This window comes from Halomonas sp. ALS9 (genome assembly GCF_001651035.1).
In the GTDB taxonomy this organism is placed as follows: domain Bacteria; phylum Pseudomonadota; class Gammaproteobacteria; order Pseudomonadales; family Halomonadaceae; genus Vreelandella.
Genome location: NZ_LXRG01000173.1, coordinates 173447 through 192421, shown reverse-complemented (window position 1 = coordinate 192421; position 18975 = coordinate 173447). Strand labels below are relative to the sequence as shown.

16 protein-coding genes and 5 tRNA genes are annotated in these 18975 nt (G+C 55.0%); 8 read left to right on the top strand and 13 right to left on the bottom strand.

Annotated features, from left to right (window positions below; translation table 11 throughout):
• Nucleotides 1-53 precede the first annotated feature (53 nt).
• The 3 genes from ybeY to miaB form a co-directional block, all read right to left on the bottom strand.
• The gene (gene ybeY / locus A6R74_RS12635) at nt 54-581 is read right to left on the bottom strand and encodes an rRNA maturation RNase YbeY (protein ID WP_064234818.1); all 528 of its coding nucleotides are present in this window, start codon (nt 579-581) and stop codon (nt 54-56) included.
• Nucleotides 578-1657 carry a PhoH family protein gene (locus tag A6R74_RS12630; RefSeq protein ID WP_064234817.1) on the bottom strand — a complete coding sequence of 360 codons (1080 nt, stop codon included), beginning with the start codon at nt 1655-1657 and terminating at the stop codon, nt 578-580. The genes ybeY and A6R74_RS12630 overlap by 4 nt, the downstream gene beginning before the upstream one ends.
• Before the next feature lie 99 nt (nt 1658-1756).
• Nucleotides 1757-3100 carry a tRNA (N6-isopentenyl adenosine(37)-C2)-methylthiotransferase MiaB gene (miaB, locus tag A6R74_RS12625; RefSeq protein WP_064234816.1) on the bottom strand — a complete coding sequence of 448 codons (1344 nt, stop codon included), beginning with the start codon at nt 3098-3100 and terminating at the stop codon, nt 1757-1759.
• Nucleotides 3101-3298: 198 nt separating this feature from the next.
• On the opposite strand from miaB, the gene A6R74_RS12620 reads away from it, so the two are divergent.
• The 4 genes from A6R74_RS12620 (at nt 3299) to A6R74_RS12605 (ending at nt 4262) form a co-directional block, all read left to right on the top strand.
• Nucleotides 3299-3374, top strand: a tRNA-Asn gene (locus A6R74_RS12620).
• Nucleotides 3375-3427: 53 nt separating this feature from the next.
• Nucleotides 3428-3503 (top strand) — tRNA-Asn (locus tag A6R74_RS12615).
• Nucleotides 3504-3588: 85 nt separating this feature from the next.
• Nucleotides 3589-3664: transfer RNA gene (locus A6R74_RS12610), tRNA-Asn, on the top strand.
• A 232-nt stretch (nt 3665-3896) separates the two neighbouring features.
• Entirely contained in the window at nt 3897-4262 is a 366-nt protein-coding gene (locus A6R74_RS12605) for a metalloregulator ArsR/SmtB family transcription factor (protein ID WP_064234815.1), read from the top strand.
• Between the two features lie 88 nt (nt 4263-4350).
• Here the strand turns inward: A6R74_RS12605 and A6R74_RS12600 are convergent, their stop codons facing one another.
• Complete coding sequence (locus A6R74_RS12600) at nt 4351-6438, bottom strand: carboxy terminal-processing peptidase (protein ID WP_064234814.1); 2088 nt, start codon at nt 6436-6438, stop codon at nt 4351-4353.
• A gap of 138 nt (nt 6439-6576) precedes the next feature.
• On the opposite strand from A6R74_RS12600, the gene A6R74_RS12595 reads away from it, so the two are divergent.
• The gene (locus tag A6R74_RS12595; protein ID WP_064234813.1) at nt 6577-7902 is read left to right on the top strand and encodes a M18 family aminopeptidase; all 1326 of its coding nucleotides are present in this window, start codon (nt 6577-6579) and stop codon (nt 7900-7902) included.
• 97 nt (nt 7903-7999) lie between these two features.
• Here the strand turns inward: A6R74_RS12595 and A6R74_RS12590 are convergent.
• The 9 genes from A6R74_RS12590 to A6R74_RS12550 form a co-directional block, all read right to left on the bottom strand.
• Nucleotides 8000-8076 (bottom strand) — tRNA-Met (locus tag A6R74_RS12590).
• Nucleotides 8077-8152: 76 nt separating this feature from the next.
• The gene (gene ychF / locus A6R74_RS12585; protein WP_064234812.1) at nt 8153-9244 is read right to left on the bottom strand and encodes a redox-regulated ATPase YchF; all 1092 of its coding nucleotides are present in this window, start codon (nt 9242-9244) and stop codon (nt 8153-8155) included.
• Between the two features lie 103 nt (nt 9245-9347).
• Nucleotides 9348-9935, bottom strand: coding sequence for an aminoacyl-tRNA hydrolase (gene pth, locus A6R74_RS12580; RefSeq protein WP_064234811.1), 588 nt, complete (start codon nt 9933-9935; stop codon nt 9348-9350).
• A 148-nt stretch (nt 9936-10083) separates the two neighbouring features.
• Nucleotides 10084-10725, bottom strand: a complete 642-nt coding sequence (locus A6R74_RS12575) for a 50S ribosomal protein L25/general stress protein Ctc (RefSeq protein WP_064234810.1) — start codon at nt 10723-10725, stop codon at nt 10084-10086.
• Nucleotides 10726-10821: 96 nt separating this feature from the next.
• Nucleotides 10822-11763 carry a ribose-phosphate pyrophosphokinase gene (locus A6R74_RS12570; RefSeq protein ID WP_175540359.1) on the bottom strand — a complete coding sequence of 314 codons (942 nt, stop codon included), beginning with the start codon at nt 11761-11763 and terminating at the stop codon, nt 10822-10824.
• 76 nt (nt 11764-11839) lie between these two features.
• Nucleotides 11840-11914, bottom strand: a tRNA-Gln gene (locus tag A6R74_RS12565).
• A 47-nt stretch (nt 11915-11961) separates the two neighbouring features.
• On the bottom strand, nt 11962-12816 hold the full coding sequence (gene ispE, locus A6R74_RS12560) for a 4-(cytidine 5'-diphospho)-2-C-methyl-D-erythritol kinase (protein WP_064234809.1): 855 nt from the start codon (nt 12814-12816) through the stop codon (nt 11962-11964).
• A 14-nt stretch (nt 12817-12830) separates the two neighbouring features.
• Nucleotides 12831-13475: a lipoprotein insertase outer membrane protein LolB gene (gene lolB / locus A6R74_RS12555; protein WP_064234808.1), complete on the bottom strand. Its 645-nt coding sequence runs from the start codon at nt 13473-13475 to the stop codon at nt 12831-12833.
• A gap of 111 nt (nt 13476-13586) precedes the next feature.
• Nucleotides 13587-15350 carry a tetratricopeptide repeat protein gene (locus tag A6R74_RS12550; RefSeq protein WP_064234807.1) on the bottom strand — a complete coding sequence of 588 codons (1764 nt, stop codon included), beginning with the start codon at nt 15348-15350 and terminating at the stop codon, nt 13587-13589.
• Between the two features lie 357 nt (nt 15351-15707).
• Here A6R74_RS12550 and hemA point away from each other — a divergent pair, with 357 nt between their 5' ends.
• The 3 genes from hemA to prmC are packed head-to-tail and all read left to right on the top strand — an operon-like array spanning nt 15708 to nt 18954.
• Nucleotides 15708-17021, top strand: a complete 1314-nt coding sequence (hemA, locus tag A6R74_RS12545) for a glutamyl-tRNA reductase (protein ID WP_064234806.1) — start codon at nt 15708-15710, stop codon at nt 17019-17021.
• On the top strand, nt 17018-18106 hold the full coding sequence (gene prfA / locus A6R74_RS12540; protein WP_064234805.1) for a peptide chain release factor 1: 1089 nt from the start codon (nt 17018-17020) through the stop codon (nt 18104-18106). The genes hemA and prfA overlap by 4 nt, the downstream gene beginning before the upstream one ends.
• Nucleotides 18106-18954 carry a peptide chain release factor N(5)-glutamine methyltransferase gene (prmC, locus tag A6R74_RS12535; protein ID WP_064234804.1) on the top strand — a complete coding sequence of 283 codons (849 nt, stop codon included), beginning with the start codon at nt 18106-18108 and terminating at the stop codon, nt 18952-18954. Before prfA ends, prmC begins: the two co-directional genes overlap by 1 nt.
• The last annotated feature ends 21 nt before the right edge of the window (nt 18955-18975 follow it).

Below are 18975 nucleotides of genomic sequence, written 5' to 3'. Positions count from 1 at the left end.
TCATTGTTACCTGATTTAACGCACCCGCTAGCAAATAATAAAGTTGTAGGTGCTTAGACGTCGTCACCCATGGGTGCGTGGGTATCGTCAGAGTAGGGGTCAGGGATGCTCAGTTCGGCCAACAGCTCACGCTCGAACTGCTCCATCTCTTCGGCTTCTTCATCGTCAATATGATCGTAGCCCATTAAATGCAGGATGCCATGCACGACCATATGGGCGTAGTGATGCTCAATGGGCTTATTTTGCTCGCTGGCTTCTTTGGCTACTACGGCGTGACAAATCACCAGATCGCCAAGTAACGGCAAATCAACTCCCGGTGGGCCTTCAAAGGGGAATGACAGTACGTTGGTCGTGCTATCTTTGCCGCGATAATCTCGGTTGAGCGTTTGGCTTTCACCCTCATCCACAAAGCGAATCGTCACTTCAAGACGCTGATCGTCAGGGTGGTGGGCAAACACACAGCCCACCCAGTGGGTGAGCTGTTTCAGGCTGGGTAGCAGTGGTTCGTCAATCGCTGCCTGGCGATCAACGATGACCTCGGTAGCCTGGTTCACAGGGGCATCGTTCAAAGATACGCTCATCGCGAGCTATCCCAGGCGCCTTCACGTGCCTGCATACGTGCGTCGCGCTCTTGCTGGCGTACCTCGCGGCGGGCGCGCTCTTCCACTTCCTGCTGGGATTCAAACATATCGTAGGCTTCGATAATGCGCTGAACCAGCGGGTGACGTACCACATCCTTGGCGGCAAAGTGGGTAACACCGATGCCTTGAGTATCTTTCAGTACGTCGAGCACTTGAATCAGCCCTGAACGCTGGCCTTTGGGCAGGTCGACCTGGGTCACGTCGCCGGTAATCACCGCGGTGGAGCCAAAGCCAATCCGGGTTAGGAACATTTTCATCTGCTCCGGGGTGGTGTTCTGGCTCTCATCTAAAATGATATAGGAGTTATTGAGCGTACGGCCGCGCATATAAGCCAGTGGGGCGATCTCAATTACCTGGCGCTCAATCAATTTGGCTACTTGCTCAAAACCGATCATTTCATACAAGGCGTCGTAAAGAGGACGCAGGTAGGGATCGATTTTCTGAGCCAGATCGCCGGGCAGGAAACCCAGCTTTTCACCCGCTTCAACCGCCGGGCGCACGAGCAGGATGCGGCGAACTTCCTGTTGGTTAAGTGCTTCGACCGCGGCGGCAACGGCAAGGTAGGTTTTACCCGTGCCCGCAGGCCCAATGCCGAAGTTGATATCGTGCTCGCGGATACTTGAAACGTAGCGTTGCTGGTTAAGCCCGCGTGGTTTGATCATGGTACGCGGTGTGCGCATGATCACTTCATCGCTGCTGCCGCTGCCGTCTTCTTCCTCTTCCAGCGCTTCAAGCCCGGACTCTTGCAGGAATAGGTGCACGGTATCAGCCTCAAGCTCGCTCGCCGCTGTTTCACGATAGAGGTGCTCCAACACGTTCGCCGCTGCCTTAATACGGTTGGCGGGGCCCGCCAGTTGAAACACATTGCCCCGGTTGCGCAGCGTCACATCTAGGCGGCTTTCAATCAGCTTCAAATGCTCGTCCTGCTGGCCGCAAAGGCTAGCAAGGCGCTGCGGATCATTGGGTTCAAGGCTTAAGGTGATGATGCGATTGGCCTGAGGTGTTGGCTGGCTCAAGAGTGGGGAACCCCTCGTTAGTGTGTGTATCGTTCAGCTTACTGCCCCGAGTGGTGTCGGGGCAATTACCTGTGTTAGTTAGCTGTGCTAAGAGAACGATTAATAGCGCTCGGGCGAGGCAAGCTCACCGCGCAGAGAATTGGGGAATGCTTCAGTGATTTCCACATCGACAAAGTAGCCGATCAGCTCAGTGGGGTTGGCGGCGCGGAAGTTGACTACCCGGTTATTCTCGGTGCGCCCTGAGAGCTGGCCGGGGTCGCGTGGCGAAAAGCCGTTGACCAGCACACGCTGCGTGCTACCTACCATGCGACGGCTAATTTGCGCGGTTTGTTGAATAATCCGCTCTTGTAATATTGCCAAACGCTGCTTTTTGACACTTTCCGGGGTTTCATCCGGGAGGCCAGAGGCCGGGGTGCCGGGGCGCGCAGAGTAAACGAAGCTAAACGAATGATCGAAACCGATCTGATGAATCAGGTTCATCGTCGCCTCAAAATCTTCTTCTGTTTCGCCGGGGAAGCCGATGATGAAATCAGATGAGAAGCTTATGTCCGGGCGATTGGCGCGGATACGCTCCATCTTCTCGACATACTCTGCCGCCGTATGGCCACGCTTCATGGCGTTGAGGATCCGGTCTGAGCCCGACTGAACCGGCAGGTGCAGGTGACTGACCAACTCGGGAATATCGGCGAAGGCGTCAACCAGGCTGTCGGTAAATTCTACCGGGTGCGAGGTGGTAAAGCGTATGCGGTCAATACCATCAACCGCCGCCACACAGGCAATCAGCTCAGCAAGATCGATTTCATCGCCAAGCTGGTTCTCACCGCGATAGGCATTCACGTTCTGGCCTAGCAGGTTAATTTCGCGCACGCCCTGGTCGGAGAGGTGGATGACTTCATCCATCACCGCCTCAAAGGGACGCGAGACCTCTTCACCGCGGGTGTAGGGCACCACGCAGAAGGTGCAATACTTTGAGCAGCCTTCCATGATCGACAAAAACGCCGTTGCACCGTCGGAAGTAGGCTTGGGCAGGTGGTCGAACTTTTCGATCTCGGGAAAAGTGACATCCACCGCGGCAATCTGGTTATTGCCACGGGCATCCAGCATCGACGGTACGCGGTGCAGGGTTTGCGGCCCGAACACCATGTCCACGTGAGGGGCACGCTTGCGAATCGCTTCGCCTTCCTGGCTTGCTACGCAGCCACCAACGCCAATCACTAAGTTAGGGTTGGCATCTTTGAGTTTTTTCCAGCGTCCCAGCTGATGAAAAACTTTCTCCTGCGCTTTTTCGCGAATCGAGCAGGTGTTTAACAGAATGACATCGGCTTCACGCTCATTATCAGTGAGTTCGAGCTGGTGAGATTCGCCGAGCAGATCCGCCATGCGAGAGGAGTCGTACTCGTTCATTTGGCAGCCGTGCGTTTTGATGAAGAGCTTCTTCGCCATCGGTACCTGTCATCTATGAGTCGTCGGGGGACGAGGATGAATGGAGTGTTGTCGTGCGGCCAGCAGGTTACTAGGCCAAACCGCTATCATGAGTAGGCGCATTATACGGATTGAAGAAACCAGCGGCTAGCATTCATCCATAATCGATACTTGACCCTCAGGATTCTATGGGTATACTACGCACCGTGTTTAGGCAGTTCCTCGATAGCTCAGTTGGTAGAGCAAATGACTGTTAATCATTGGGTCGCAGGTTCGAGTCCTGCTCGAGGAGCCAATTACTTGCTGATATTGATCATCAGGTTGGCTTCGCTCTAAACATCACAATGTTCCTCGATAGCTCAGTTGGTAGAGCAAATGACTGTTAATCATTGGGTCGCAGGTTCGAGTCCTGCTCGAGGAGCCAAGTTGTACTGCTGTTAGTATCTATTTTAGCTGCCTCTTTACAGTACGCCGTATTAGTCGGTGCGTTGTCTTAGGTAGTGCATTGTTCCTCGATAGCTCAGTTGGTAGAGCAAATGACTGTTAATCATTGGGTCGCAGGTTCGAGTCCTGCTCGAGGAGCCATCTCTCTTTATTCCCCTTCTATATTGTCATTCGTTGAAATGCCAGTTAGCTAAACGCTGACTGTTCTCATTTAATGCTACCCATCATGCTATATCGCCGCCAGCTAGCGCCTAGGCTATTTTGTCGTGCCTGAAAGGTGCGTATGTTGGATCGTTGCAACGGTGATTGATACTTATCGTCAGCCACTCTAGTGACGTAAAATACGCTGATCATCCATTGGTTTAGGAAGTTCATGGTGGGCAACGTCAATGCGCCCAAGGCGCTGCAAGTATTTAAGTGTTTAAGCGATGAAACGCGTTTGATGCTGGTGCTCCTGGTGGCTCAAGAGCGCGAGCTTTGCGTGTGCGAAATGACTCATGCGTTGCAGGAGTCGCAGCCTAAAGTATCGCGTCATTTGGCTCAGCTGCGTCAATGCGGGCTGCTGAGTGATCAGCGCGAAGGTCAGTGGGTCTATTACCGGCTCGCTCCAAAGTTACCTGCCTGGGCACTTGAGATTATTCGCGCGGGTAGTCAGGGCAGTGCCGTTCAGTTGGCAGCGCTCACTAAGCGCTTAACCAAAATGGGCGATCGGCCTGACCGCCTGGCGGCGCTCTGTTAAAACCAAAACGCCGCCCCTTGTGAAAGGGGCGGCGTTTTTGAACTCAGCGTAGTGTTTAGCAGTCAGCTTAGCGTTTAACAGAAAGCCATTAACGCTTTGCGGCTAGTCGCCGAGACTCTTGCAGGTGGGTGTAATCGAGTAGGATTTCAGCAGATTCGAGTACATAGGCACGATCAACGGCCAGAGCCTCATCCTCAGTGCTATCGGTCTCTTCGGTATCGGCAACTTCGTCCATTCGAGCATCCATCCACTCATCCAGTTCCTCTAAACCTAGCGCACGGCGGCGTTGGTTTTCCAACGAGAGCTGTTCGGCTTCCTGGGCTTCCATTTCGCGTTTACGCTGCTCGCGATTTAAGCTCACGCTGGTGTGCTGCTCACGTAACTGTCGGGCCAGCGTGGACTGGCGCTCTAAATAGCGGAAGTTCGCGTTGTTTTCGGCCCGTGCATTGTGCTGAGCTATCAGTTTGTCCAGCATGGTTTCAGGTTCGCCATAGCGACGATACTGCACGTTCTGAACGGTATCCCAGGCTAGCGCATTATCCAGACTGCTTTCACCGATACGCTCGGGGTCAATCAGGCTGGGGAAGTCGATATCTGGCTCAACGCCGCGGTTCTGGGTGCTATCGCCAGAGATGCGATAGAACTTGGCGCGGGTTAGCTTAATCTGCCCATGGCTCAATTCGTTAAGCGTCTGCACGGTGCCTTTACCGAAGGTTGACGTACCCAGAACGAGGCCGCGACCGTAGTCTTGAATCGCACCCGCAAAGATTTCTGAAGCGGAGGCGGAGAGGCGATTCACTAGCACGCCTAGGGGGCCGTCATAGAGCGTTCCTGCTTCACTGTCGCCATAGAGCTGAATGCGTCCCTGGGCATCGCGCACTTGTACGGTGGGGCCGCGGTCAATAAACAGGCCAATAAGCGAATTGGCTTCCTGCAGCGCGCCGCCGCCGTTGTTGCGCAGGTCAAGCACGATACCTTCCACGCCCTCTTCTTTCAGACGTTCAACTTCTTTGGCGACATCACGCGTGGTGCTGCGATACTCCTCCTCACCCGCTTGCCAGGCGTCAAAGTCGACATAGAAAGTAGGGATATTAATCACCCCTAGGCGGTGTGGTTCGCCGTCTCGCTGCACTTCAATCACTTCGCCGTGGGCGGCTTGATCTTCAAGGCTGACGGTATCACGGGTGATCTGAACGGTTTGCGAACGGGTCATATCAACCGCTTGGGCAGGTACCACATCCAGGCGAACAATAGAGCCTTTGGGGCCGCGAATCAGATCCACCACGTTATCCAGGCGCATGCCAACCACATTGACCATCTCGCCTTCTTCCTGGCCTACGGCGATGATTCGATCAGCGGGTTCCAATACGCCGGCGCGTTCTGCTGGGCCACCGGGTACTAAACTGGAGACTTTTACGTACTCGCCGTCCGATTGAAGCAGGGCGCCAATGCCTTCAAGGGAGAGGCTCATTTGGATATCAAACGATTCGCCCTGGCGGGGGGAGAGATAACCGGTGTGTGGGTCGATGCTGCTAGTGACGGCCGCCATCAGTACGCCAAATACATCCTCAGGTTCGGTTTGTTCCAAGCGCGTCAGTTGGCCTTCATAGCGTTGGCGCAGATTTGTTTCAATCTGCTCGTCATCCTGATCGGTCAAGGCAAGTGTTAAAGCGTCGTTTTTGAGCCGCTTGCGCCATAACTCGTCGAGTTCGCTTTGCCGGGATGCCCAAGGCGCCTCTTCACGGTCAATTTCTAGGCGCTCGTTGCTCTCAAAATCGAAATCAAGGCCTTCGTCAAGCTGCGCAAGCAGTGACTCAAGGCGCGCCCGCTGCCTCTCGCTGAAGGCGTTGTAGAGGCCAAATGCATCCTCTAGATCGCCATTAAAAAGGGCGTCTGCCATGCCTGTCTCTAAGTGGCGATAGGGCTCGATGTCGCTGCGCAAGAGGTAGGCGCGCTGGCCGTCAAGAATATCCAAGTAGCGTTGGAAAGCGTCCTGCGACCACGCTTCATCAAAAGTAATATCAGCATAGTGGCCGTAGCGGAGCGAGTCCGCAATTTCCACTGCCGCCTGGCGTTGTTCGTTGGTCGGCTCAAGTTGCGCGAAGGCAGCTGGGCTGGTAATAACCAGCATGACAGCCAGGGCGACCGAACGCGAAAGCGTTGCAAACAAGCTCATCAGTCAAGCTCTCCCGGATTTGTGTACACTCATTCTTCCCTAGACCCGCATAAGACCCATGAGTTGCGTAGGTCGAGGGGGTATTGTAGCAGGTCGCCTGCGCTATGAGACTCAATCATTACTGTTATGAGGATTTCCATGTCCGAGACTTTCAACGCTGATCGTTTAACGCGTCTATGCGATTTTCTGCGCCAATCACCGACCCCTTGGCACGCCGCAAGCAATATGGGCGTGCGATTGGAGCAAGCCGGTTTTCAGCGGCTGGAAGAAAAGGCCAATTGGCAGCTTACACCGGGCAAGCGTTACTACGTAACCCGTAACGATTCGGCAATTATTGCTTTTCAACTGCCTGAGTCTGGGTTGGCCGCGCTGCGCATGATCGGCGCGCATACTGATAGCCCGGGACTGCATCTAAAGCCTAATGCCACACAATTCTCGGCCGGCTGGCTGCAGTTAGGTGTGCAGGTATACGGCGGTGTTTTATTGGCGCCATGGTTTGACCGTGATCTTGGGTTGGCAGGGCGGGTGCATGTGCGCCATGCCGATGGCCGCTTAGAAAGCGTGTTGCTCAATGTCGACCGTGCGATTGCCATGGTGCCCAGTCTGGCGATACATCTTGATCGTGACGTGAATAGTGGTCGTCCGATTAATCCTCAGACGCAAATGGCGCCCGTGTTGATGCAAAGCGACACGGCTACGCTAGGCGAGCTGGTGGCGCAATGGCTTGAAGAGCAGCACGGCCTGCGAGCTGTAGAAGTAGTCGATTTTGAGTTAGGGTTTTACGATGTTCAGCCGCCATCGCTGGTCGGTGTTAAGCAAGAGCTAGTGGCGAGTGCCCGATTGGATAACCTACTCTCCTGCTTTATGGGTTTAGAAGCGCTTTTGGCTTGCGATGGTCGTCAAGGCGCTTTGCTGGTAGCTAACGATCATGAGGAAGTCGGCAGTGCCAGTGCCAGTGGTGCCCAAGGCCCTTTCTTGGCTGATGTGTTAAAGCGCATTAATGCCCACGTCGGGGGAGAGGGAAAAAAGAGTGAAAAGGGAAGTGAAGAATCGCTGATTCAACTGATTCAATCGTCGTTGATGATCTCTTGCGATAACGCCCACGCGCTACACCCTAATTTTCGCGATAAGCACGATGAACGCCACGGCCCGGCGATTAATGGTGGCCCGGTCATCAAGGTGAATTCGAGCCAGCGCTACGCCACCAATAGTGTCACCGGCGCGCTGTTTCGCGATGTATGTCGCGAGGCGGACGTACCTGTACAGTCGTTTGTTACTCGGGCGGATATGGGCTGCGGCAGTACGATTGGCCCAATTACTGCCACCGAGTTAGGGGTGCCCACCATTGATGTCGGCGTACCCCAGTGGGCCATGCATTCGATTCGGGAGACGGCGGGCACGAAAGATGTCGAGTATCTGACTCGCGCGTTAACGCTGTTTTTGAATCGTGAAACCCTGGGTTAGCGGTTAGCTTTAGAAGAGTTATCGCTAAATGCGTTAGAAACAAAAAAGCCCGCTGACAGGGTCGGCGGGCTTTTGCTAAATTCTTAAGTTCGTTGTTTGGTGGCTACGCCCTGATTTGAACAGGGGACCCCATCATTATGAGTGATGTGCTCTAACCAGCTGAGCTACGTAGCCTTTCAACGGGGGCGAATGATACTGATAACCCCGCCCTCCGTCAATATTTTATTACTGCTTGTATGCAAGTTGGCGCTTATACATTAAAGCGGAAGTGCACTACATCGCCATCTTTAACAATGTACTCTTTGCCTTCTAGACGCCACTTTCCGGCATCTTTAGCGCCCTGCTCGCCATTTAATGATACAAAATCGTCATAGGCAACAACTTCGGCACGGATAAAGCCTTTTTGGAAGTCGGTGTGAATCACGCCAGCGGCTTCTGGGGCGGTTGCACCCTCTTTCACTGTCCAGGCACGTACTTCTTTAACGCCGGCGGTGAAGTAGGTTTGCAGACCCAGCAGGGAGTAGCCCGCGCGAATGACGCGATCAAGGCCTGGTTCGTCCATGCCCATTTCGCTCAAAAACATCGAACGCTCTTCGTCATCCAACTCAGCGATCTCAGCTTCCAACTGATTGCACACGGGCACCACCAGTGCGCCTTCCTCGGCGGCGATTTCATTAACAATATCCAGATACGGATTGTTCTCGAAACCGTCTTCATTAACATTGGCAATATACATAGTCGGCTTTAGGGTCAAAAAGCCAAAGCTCTTCACCTGGCGCTGCTCTTCTTCGCTTAAGCCAAAGCTACGCAGCGGCAAGCCTTCAGCCACGTGGGGCTGGATACGGTCAAGAATCGCCTTGGTTGCCATAGCGTCTTTGTCGCCGCCTTTGACCGAGCGAACCAGGCGCTGGCTAGCTTTTTCGACGGTATCCAGGTCGGCCAGTGCCAGTTCTAAATTGATTGTTTCGATATCGGCGCGGGGATCGACTTGGTTGGCTACGTGGATAACGTTGTCGTTATCGAAGCAGCGCACCACATGGGCAATCGCTTGGGTTTCACGAATATTGGCTAGGAATTTATTGCCTAAGCCTTCGCCTTTGGATGCCCCGGCGACGAGGCCAGCAATGTCGACGAACTCCATGGTCGTCGGCAGTACTTTTTGCGGCTTGACGATTTCGGCGAGCTTATCAAGGCGCGGATCCGGCATCGGTACGATACCCACGTTCGGCTCAATGGTGCAGAAGGGGAAGTTCTCTGCATCGATGCCTGACTTCGTCAGTGCATTGAATAGTGTGGACTTGCCGACGTTAGGCAGGCCGACGATGCCGCAATTGAAACCCATAAAATGTTCCTGAGAATAAGATGGTAGGGCGTGAAATAATCGCCATTCTACGAGATGTGCTAGCCGTCAGCTACTGGCGTCACTCGCCAGTTGTCGACGGAGGCTATTCTGGTTTAAGGCTGTGTAACTGGTTCATCGCTTTGGCCCAGTCGCCCGCTAGCGCTAAGGGTAGCGTGGCAACGCACTCATCAAGGGCACGAACGATGGCTTCTTGCTCGCTCTTGCCGGGTCGCCCCAGTACATAATTAGTCACTTGGCGCGCTTCGCCGGGGTGGCCAATACCGATCCGTAGACGGTGAAACTGTTTTTGATCGCCTAATGTACTGATGATGTCGCGCAGGCCATTATGGCCGCCGTGACCGCCGCCGGTTTTATAGCGTGCGTGGCCGGGGGGGAGGTCAAGTTCATCGTGGGCAACCAGTAAATTTTCGGGCGTCAGCTTGAAGAACTGAGCGAGGGCTGCCACTGCGGCGCCACTGCGGTTCATAAAGGTGGCGGGGTTGAGTAGGTGCAGCTCATGGTCGCCTAGTCGAACCTTAGCGTAGTGGCCGAAAAACTTCTTTTCCGGGCGCAGCTCTGCATGGGCGCTCTGCGCAATAGCATCAACCAGCCAGAAGCCGGCATTATGGCGCGTGGCATCATACTCCGCTCCGGGGTTCCCTAATCCGATAATGGCTGTTACCTGGCTCATCTTCCCACCTCATACAGAATATCCAGAAGACGGGTGACGCCGCGCCAGCGACGGCCCTAAAAAAAATCAAGCGCCGAGGCGCTTGATTCTAACATCATGTCAGCGTTACGAGGGCCATGCAGGCATGGCCCAAGGGAGGCTGGGGAGTTTACTCGGCGCTGGTGTCTTCTTCGCCTTCGCTTTCACCTTCTTCATCTTCTTCAGCACGTACTTTTACTTTAGTGATGCTAAGTACCGCATTGTCGTGCTCTTCACCGTGGGACAGGTCAACTGAGGTGACGCCAGCCGGTAGGGTAAGGTCAGACAGGTGCAGCGTAGTGCCTAGCTCAACGTCAGCGATGTCGACTTCAAGGTAGTCAGGCAGGTCTTTCGGCAGGCAGCTGATCGCAACTTCGTTGGCCAGTACGTGCAGTTCACCACCTTGATCTTTGATACCGACACACTTCTCTTCGCCCGTCACGTGCAGCGGCACGTTCATGGTGATTTCGTGAGTCGCATCAACGCGCAGGAAGTCGGCGTGGGTCAGCAGCGGCTTGAAGGGGTGACGCTGCAGGTCACGAACAACGACTTGCTCTTCTTTGCCTTCAATCATCAGTTTGATGACCGAGGAGAAGAAAGACTCGTCTTCAATCGCTTTGTAGAACGCGGTTTTTTCGACAGAGATAGACTGCGCGCCTTTTTCGCCACCGTATACAACGGCCGGCACTTGCTGGTTCGCACGACGCAGGCGGCGGCTCGCACCTTTCCCCAGGTCGTTACGAACGCTGGCTTTCAGGATAAAATCAGACATGGAATTGCCTCTTAGTTTAAGTAAGGAAGACGTCGCCGACCGCGACCAGACGACGACGTTTCCGTGGCCCCAAAAGGGGGCTGTATCGTCAGCGAATTAGTGGAACATCGCGCTGACAGATTCTTCATTGCTGACCCGGCGAATCGCTTCCGCAATCAGGCCTGCAACGCTCAACTGGCGAATTTTGCCGCTACGACGGGCAACGTCAGATAGCGGGATGGTGTCGGTCACCACCACTTCATCCAGTACGGAGTTGGTAATGTTATCTACCGCGGGGCCGGATAAAATCGGGTGTGTCGCATAGGCCACTACGCGCTTGGCACCGTGCTCTTTTAGCGCTTCACCGGCTTTGCACAGAGTGCCTGCAGTATCAATCATATCGTCGACAACGACACAGGTACGCCCTTCAATCTCGCCGATGATGTGCATCACCTGGGCTTGATTAGCCTGAGGACGACGCTTATCGATAATGGCGAGATCGGCATTCAACTGTTTGGCGATAGCACGGGCGCGAACAACGCCGCCTACATCAGGAGACACGACGACCAGGTCGCTGTAATTCTGACGTTCGATATCATCCAGCAAAATGGGGGAGCCGTAGACGTTGTCGACCGGGACATCAAAGAAGCCTTGGATCTGATCAGCGTGTAGATCCATGGTCATCACGCGATCAACGCCTGCCTTAACCATCATATCCGCCACTACTTTGGCGGAAATCGGTACCCGTGCGGAGCGCACGCGGCGATCCTGGCGGGCATAGCCAAAGTAGGGCAGTACTGCCGTAATGCGAGTTGCTGAGGCACGACGCAGGGCGTCAACCATCAGAATCAACTCCATCAAATTGTCATTCGTCGGTGCACAGGTGGATTGCAGGATGAAAACATCCTTACCGCGCACGTTCTCATTGATCTCGACTGCGATTTCGCCATCGCTGAATTGACCCACCGTAGCGTTACCCATACGGCTGTCTAAGCTCTCGGCAATTTTTTGAGCGAGTGCGGGATTGGCATTCCCGGCGAAAACCATCAATTTTGACACGCGCAGCCACCTTTGCAGTGTTGGGGATCAGGGAAGAAAACGCAGATCATACTTAGGCCATAGTTGAAAATTAAATTGGCTGGGGTACCAGGATTCGAACCTGGGAATGCCGATACCAAAAACCGGTGCCTTACCACTTGGCGATACCCCAACAATGGCCCTTCGTTAGCCGGGCGCTTTCAACTGCCCAGAGCGGAACTATAAATAGCCCAGAGCATCATGTAGGGGAGAGGTGTTGAGCCCGCGTGCAACCCATGTCGGCCAATGTTGCCCCGCTAATTGCGCAGTTGCCTGTGCCGCTTGCTGTGTTTCAAAGGCAGCAAACAAACAAGCCCCTGTGCCGGTCAACCGACTAGGTGCGTGCTGTGCGAGCCAGTTAAGGGCTTCCGCAATTGGCGGATAGCGTTCCTTTACGACGGCTTCACAGTCGTTGCGCCACTCCGACGCTCCCCCCTGCAGTGCGCGCGCCATAGTAATGGGGCGACTGTCACGTGTCAATTGTGGGTCTTGGAACACGGCAGGGGTTGAGACACTTATGCCCGGATGAATAATCACAAACCATGGCGTATCAAGCGCTACCGCAGTGAGCTGCTCGCCAACCCCTTCGGCCCAGGCGCTATGGCCGTGTACAAAAACCGGCACATCGGCCCCAAGCTGAAGCCCCAGGCGGGCTAATTCTTCAAGCGGTAAATTGAGTTGCCAAAGGTGGTTAAGCCCTACTAACGTGGTCGCGGCGTTGGAGCTACCGCCACCTAAACCACCTCCCATAGGCAGCTGCTTTTCAATCGTAAGCGTAGCCCCTAGATGTGTGTTGCTATGGACTTGCAATAACCGTGCGGCACGTACGATTAAATTGTCATCGTGGTTAACGCCGCTCACCACGCTTGTTAGCAAAATCTCCCCGTCATCGCGGGGAGTGAGCGTCAGGTGATCGCAGAGATCGATAAACTGAAATAGCGTTTGCAGTGAGTGGTAGCCGTCTGCACGACGGCCCACGATATGCAGCATGCGGTTAAGTTTGGCCGGTGCGGGAAGCGTTAATGGGGCGTTCATTTAAACGATGACCCTTACTCGCTTGCTTGCCACTGGTTAACGACCAGCGTAATGCGAACGTCGTCGTAGTTCATGATCATACGGCGTGGTAGCCACAGATTGTCGACTTTTTCCCAGTCGCGATAGTTAATTTCCCATCCGTCTTGCTCAAGATGACTCGGAAAGCCGAATTCATCGGTTTCTAGCTGGTAGCTACCGTGTTCGCCGGGTAAGCCACGCACCCAGTCGGGCATGGCGCTGACCGGTAGCGCCCAGCCTAGTTGCTCTTCCATTAGTGCTTCTGGTGTTTCTGCTTCAAAACGGCCATCGCTATTGGAGAGCGAGAAGCGCCCTTCGCGGCCTTCAAGCACGTTGCGCCCACCACCAAACGGCCCACTAATCAGCATGCGAAAATAATAGGGGGTTTGGTTCCAGTCTAGGTTGGCGCTGACATTCTCTTGAGGAGTGCGTAATCCCGCTTTGCCGACTAACGTCCAGGTATCGAAAGACTCTACCTCAGCCTGCTGGCGTTCCCACTGACCTGCCTGGCGGCCACTCTCATCCATAGGAGCCTGAGAGGCACACCCGGCGAGCAGGAGTAGCGCGAGCCCGGCAAGCCAGAGGCGTGAAGAGTGGCGTGTTAATGGCCAGCGGGGCGAAAGGGACGTCAGTGTCAACATAAACAGGCTCCATGTTAGATGATTATGGCGCTAGGGTAACATGATTGGTGCGCATAATTAGGTGGTTCGCTGGGTTTAGGGTGCCTCTTGCGGCGTTAGTTCAGGGCTTATTTAAGGACTTAGCTCAGGACTTAGCTCAGGATAACGCTCAAGCAGCTCATCGATGAGCGGATGCTGGCTTGTTCTCTGCATGATTTGCAGGATCAGTCGGCGTGCTTCTTCATCGCGCCCCAGCGCTTTCAGCACTTCGGCGAGATGCGCGGCAACCTCCTGATCTGGTAGCTGTGAGTAGGCACTTTCAAGCCAGGGTAGCGCTTCTTCAGGCTGTCCCATTCGGAAGTAAACCCAGCCCATGCTGTCAAGTACGGCGGGATTGTCCGGGTCTGCCTCGTAAGCGCGCTCAATGAGCGCAAAGGCTTCTTGTAAACGTCCTGGCAAGTTAAGGTCGGCCAGCGTGTAGCCCAGCGCATTGAGGGCTTCGGCATTATTCGGGTCGGTACGCAGTATCTGGCGTAGATCCTGCTCCATACCCGTAATGTCGCCCGCTTCCCAACGACGCATGGCGCGCATATAAAGTAGCGATGCGTCATCAGGCGTACGGCTAATTTCACGGTCTAATAGTGCATTCGCGTCTGCGGGCTGGTTCATGTCGTCCAGCAACTGGACTTCGAGCATTACTAATTCGCTAAAGTAATTGTCAAAGCGCATCCGCTCAATGCGCAGAAAGGCGCGAGCATCAAGCAAGCGATCTTCCTCAATCAGCATCTGCGCCGCCGCTGAGCGAGCGGGCAAAAATTCATTGCCTTCGCTGACTTGGCGATAATAAAGCAATGCATTATCGATATCGCCTTGGGTTTGAGTGATAGCGCCGAGTAGGTAATAGGCAAGATTCGGCACCTCGGGTTGGCCTATTAGCGGCTGTAGCAAGCGTTGCGCGGGTTCGGGGTGCCCCTCCTCCAGGTAGAGTTGGGCTAGCGATAAGCGCAGATCCTGATTGCCGCCATGGCTTGCGAGTAGTGCATCGGTTTGAATTTCTGCGGCACTTATATTGTTAAGGCGAATTTCTGCCTGAGCCAGCAGCAGGATAAAACGTACGTCGTCAGGCGCAAGCTCTAGCCCTTGTTGAGCCGAGCGCTGAGCGGTCGGATAATCCTCAACCTCCAGTGCCAAGCGCGCTTTCACTAGCCATAATGCAGCGGATTCGGGGTCAAGTACTTCGACTTGATCAAGCCGCCGCTGAGCAAGTGTGGTATCACCAAGGGTGGCCTCGATCAGGGCTGTGCCTAGCAGTACATCGCTATGGTGCGGCAATTGCTCAGCATTAGGGCGGGCTAGGTGCTCTTGCAACTGCTGGGCAATTAACCGCAATGGCGCCTCTTCAGCCACCGCGACCTCTGCAAAGGCGGTCACATCGCCATGGCCGCCTGCTTCAACAATATCCAGGCGCTGCTCAAGGCTGTCGAGCCAATCGCCGCGCTGCAGAGAAAAAGCCGCCAGCAGACGATTGGGTGCTTCTGCCTGGGGGGCAAGTTCTCGCCAGCGAAGCGCCGAAGCCTCTATTAATGAGGCTTCATTGCCAAAGCGGGCCGCGAAGGTGGCACGCTCGGCAAGTGCTGGCTCGCGATAGCGCTTAGCTGCTTCCAGGTAGCCCTGGCTTGCGTAGCGATAGTCGCCACGCTGGCCGGCAAGCTCGGCGCCGAGCAGCGTGCTTAACCCAGCGGCATCCAGCCCACGGGTGATCGGCGGCGCATTGCGCATTGGATCGTCGGCCCATGTGCCGAGGGGGCCATCTTGTAGACTAGGCGTGGACTGGCAACCGCTCAGCAGCAGAGCAGCAGAGGCGGCCACGGGTAGTAGTGTCGAATGCCGTAACATAGAGCTCACTAATGAGAAGACTGAACAGGTAGGGCCCATTAATACAGTGCCCGATAATGAAAAGCGAGGTCGCATGCGTCTCTTGATCAAGTGGCCGAATGCCCAGCATAGCGGCTTGCCTGCCTGCGGCAAAGTGGTGTGGGCCAGATGATAGCCTGCTGTGATAGAATGTTCCTCCTTGAAAAAGTGGTTAGCAAACTTTATGCCTAGTAATGACAGGTTTTTGTAGGCAGCGATCGAACCACGCTGAAGACTTGTTCTAAAGACTCGTTTTAGCAAGCCCTAATTGACGGTGCAGCCGCTTATCATAACGGCGGTTGCCAAAAAGTCCGACACACTAGCGAAGACGCATAACGCATGACGCTTCTTGCCCTGGGAATAAATCATCGTACCGCCAGCGTGGCCGTGCGTGAGCAGGTGGCTTTTACGCCAACGCAGCTTGAAACCGCGTTGACTGAATTGCGTAACCTGCCACAAATCAGTGAAGCGGCGGTGCTCTCTACCTGCAACCGCACGGAGCTTTATTGTGTCACGGATGCGGCTGGCGAGCAGGCGGTACTCAACTGGCTCGGACGCTTTCATAACTTACGCGTCGACGAGCTAACGCGCTGTGCCTACCATTATTTGGACAACGATGCGGCGCGCCATTTAATGCGCGTAGCCGTTGGCCTGGACTCTATGGTGCTGGGCGAACCGCAGATTTTGGGCCAGTTGAAGGACGCCTATCAGCAGGCGCGCCAGTCCAAGGGCCTGGGCGGTGAGCTTGAGCGCCTATTCCAGCACACCTTCGCGGTGGCTAAACAAGTGCGTACTGAAACCGGCATCGGTAAAAACCCTGTTTCAGTGGCCTACGCTGCCGTCAGCATGGCCAGCCGTATTTTTGATGATTTTAGCCGTTCACGCGCGCTGCTAATCGGCGCCGGTGAAACCATCGAATTAGTTGCGCGCCATTTGCACGAAGCGGGCGTTCGCCAGCTTACCGTCGCCAACCGCACCCGTGAACGCGCCGAACTGGTGGCAGGCCCCTTGGGGGGAACGGCGATTACCCTGCAAGAGATTCCCGATGCGCTTGAACATGCCGATATTGTTATCTCTTCCACCGCGTCCCCGCTACCCATACTGGGTAAAGGTATGGTTGAACGCGCACTCAAAAAGCGTCGCCATCGTCCGGTATTTATGGTCGATATCGCGGTGCCTCGGGATATTGAGCCCGAAGTGGGCGAATTAGCGGATGTGTTTCTCTACACCGTGGACGATTTGGAAGAGGTCATCCAGGAAAATCGTCGTCACCGCCAGGTTGCCGCTGATCAAGCCGAGTCGTTGATTGAGCACGGGGTGGGTAGCTGGCAGCACGAGCGACGTATTCGTAACGGCGGCGAGTTGATACGCGACTATCGCCAGCATGGTGAAGCGCTGCGCGATCTCTCCCGTGACCAAGCGCTAGAGCGGTTGGCGCGGGGTGAAGACCCCGCTAAGGTCATTGAGCGCTTGGCCCATCAATTGACCAACCGTTTGCTCCACCAGCCGACCCAGGCTATACGCGATGCGGCCTCAGAAGAGCATCACGACTTACTGAATGCCGCCCCTCGGCTGCTATTGCCTATAAAACCTGCATTCGAGACCACGCCTGCGCCCACGGTTAACCGCCAGAAGGATGATACGCCCGCATGAAAGAGACTCTGCGCCAACGCTTAGACAGCTTTACCGAACGCTTTGAAGAGCTGTCGATGCTGCTGTCGGATCCCGACGTGATCAATAACCAGCAACGCTTTCGCGACTATTCACGTGAATATGCCGAGTTAGAAGAGCTGGTGGCGGCCTGGCAGCGCTATCGTGATATTGAAACCAATATGCACGAAGCTGAGCAGCTTAGCCGCGATAGCGACGCTGATATGCGTGAGTTGGCGGAGATGGAGCTTAGTGATGGGCGTGAACGGTTAGCCGAGTTGGATATCGAGCTGAAACGCTTGCTAGTACCGAAAGACCCTGACGATGGCCGCGGAGTATTTCTGGAAGTGCGCGCCGGTACCGGCGGCGACGAGGCGGCTATTTTTGCCGGTGATCTGTTTCGCATGTACTCACGCTATGCCGAAAAACGCGGTTGGCGGGTCGAAGTGGTGAGCGCCAGCCATGGCGAGCAGGGCGGCTACAAAGAGATTATTTCCCGCGTTAAAGGCGATGGCGTATACGCCCAGCTAAAATTTGAATCCGGCGCCCATCGCGTGCAGCGCGTCCCTGCGACCGAATCCCAGGGCCGCATTCATACTTCTGCTTGCACCGTAGCGGTAATGCCTGAAGTTGATGATGTGGGTGATATCGATATCAATCCTTCGGATTTGCGCGTGGATACCTACCGCTCCAGCGGTGCCGGTGGTCAGCACGTTAACACCACTGACTCTGCGATCCGCATTACTCACCTGCCCACCGGCGTGGTGGTGGAGTGCCAGGAGGAACGCAGCCAGCATAAAAACCGTGCCAAAGCGATGTCGCTGCTGGCCGCGAAGTTGAAGCGCAACGCCGTCGACAGTCAACGCCAGACGCAGGCGGATGCGCGCCGTTCGCTAGTGGGCTCGGGTGATCGCAGTGAGCGCATCCGCACCTATAATTTCCCCCAGGGGCGGATTACCGACCACCGCATTAATTTGACGCTTTATAAGCTTAACGAGGTGGTTAGCGGTGAGCAGTTGGATGACGTGATTAGCCCGCTGATTCATGAGTATCAAGCGGAGCAACTTTCAGCCCTTCAGGACGTTTAATGGCCCTTGATGCGCTGCTCAAACAGGCTGCCCAGCGCTTGCAGAAGGCGGGTTCCAGCTCACCACGTATCGACGCTGAAGTGCTGTTATGTCACGTACTCGGACGCGACCGCACCTGGCTCTACACTTGGGGGGATAAAGCGTGCCCCTTATGGGAGCATGCCCGTTTTGATGCGCTAATAGCGGCGCGTGCCCAAGGCGCACCGGTCGCCTACCTCACCGGCGAACGCGAATTTTGGGGGCTGCGCTTAGCTACCTCACCCGATACATTAATTCCCCGGCCCGATACTGAAACCCTCGTAGAGCTGGCGCTAAGCCGAGCGGCGCTGCCCTCGGGCCGCCTGCTCGATCTTGGCACCGGTACTGGCGCCATTGCCTTGGCGTTCGCCAGCGAGCAGCCTGGCTGGCAAATCGTTGGTGTGGATCTGCGCTTTGAAGCGGTGACCTTGGCAATTAGTAATGCGCAAGCCCTGGCGATCACTAATGCCCAGTTTTTGCAAAGCAATTGGTTCGGCGCTTTGGAAACGTTTGATGAGGCAGATAAACGTTTCGATATTATTGTTAGTAACCCGCCTTACATTGCCGCCGATGATCCCCATTTAAGCGAAGGTGATGTGCGTTTTGAACCTCGCTCAGCGCTGGTTGCTGATGCCGAAGGTATGGCCGACCTGCTGCATCTGGTGCACTCTGCGCCGCACTATTTAACCGCGTCAGGCTGGTTGTTGCTTGAGCATGGCTACCGCCAAGCTGATAAGGTGCGCGCGGCGCTTAAAAGCGCTGGCTATCAAAGCGTTGAAAGTATTCGTGACCTGGGTGGGCATGAACGGGTTACCCTGGGACACCTTTAATAACTGCCTGATTCATCAGTA

Excerpts from the sequence above, each read along its gene's own strand:
- lolB (WP_064234808.1), bottom strand. The coding sequence starts at position 13,475 with ATGTTGACACTGACGTCCCTTTCGCCCCGCTGGCCATTAACACGCCAC.
- pth (WP_064234811.1), bottom strand. The coding sequence starts at position 9,935 with ATGAGCCAGGTAACAGCCATTATCGGATTAGGGAACCCCGGAGCGGAG.
- A6R74_RS12605 (WP_064234815.1), top strand. The coding sequence starts at position 3,897 with ATGGTGGGCAACGTCAATGCGCCCAAGGCGCTGCAAGTATTTAAGTGT.
- ispE (WP_064234809.1), bottom strand. The coding sequence starts at position 12,816 with ATGAACGCCCCATTAACGCTTCCCGCACCGGCCAAACTTAACCGCATG.
- A6R74_RS12595 (WP_064234813.1), top strand. The coding sequence starts at position 6,577 with ATGTCCGAGACTTTCAACGCTGATCGTTTAACGCGTCTATGCGATTTT.
- A6R74_RS12600 (WP_064234814.1), bottom strand. The coding sequence starts at position 6,438 with ATGAGCTTGTTTGCAACGCTTTCGCGTTCGGTCGCCCTGGCTGTCATG.
- A6R74_RS12575 (WP_064234810.1), bottom strand. The coding sequence starts at position 10,725 with ATGTCTGATTTTATCCTGAAAGCCAGCGTTCGTAACGACCTGGGGAAA.
- ybeY (WP_064234818.1), bottom strand. The coding sequence starts at position 581 with ATGAGCGTATCTTTGAACGATGCCCCTGTGAACCAGGCTACCGAGGTC.
- miaB (WP_064234816.1), bottom strand. The coding sequence starts at position 3,100 with ATGGCGAAGAAGCTCTTCATCAAAACGCACGGCTGCCAAATGAACGAG.
- hemA (WP_064234806.1), top strand. The coding sequence starts at position 15,708 with ATGACGCTTCTTGCCCTGGGAATAAATCATCGTACCGCCAGCGTGGCC.
- prfA (WP_064234805.1), top strand. The coding sequence starts at position 17,018 with ATGAAAGAGACTCTGCGCCAACGCTTAGACAGCTTTACCGAACGCTTT.
- ychF (WP_064234812.1), bottom strand. The coding sequence starts at position 9,244 with ATGGGTTTCAATTGCGGCATCGTCGGCCTGCCTAACGTCGGCAAGTCC.
- A6R74_RS12550 (WP_064234807.1), bottom strand. The coding sequence starts at position 15,350 with ATGTTACGGCATTCGACACTACTACCCGTGGCCGCCTCTGCTGCTCTG.
- prmC (WP_064234804.1), top strand. The coding sequence starts at position 18,106 with ATGGCCCTTGATGCGCTGCTCAAACAGGCTGCCCAGCGCTTGCAGAAG.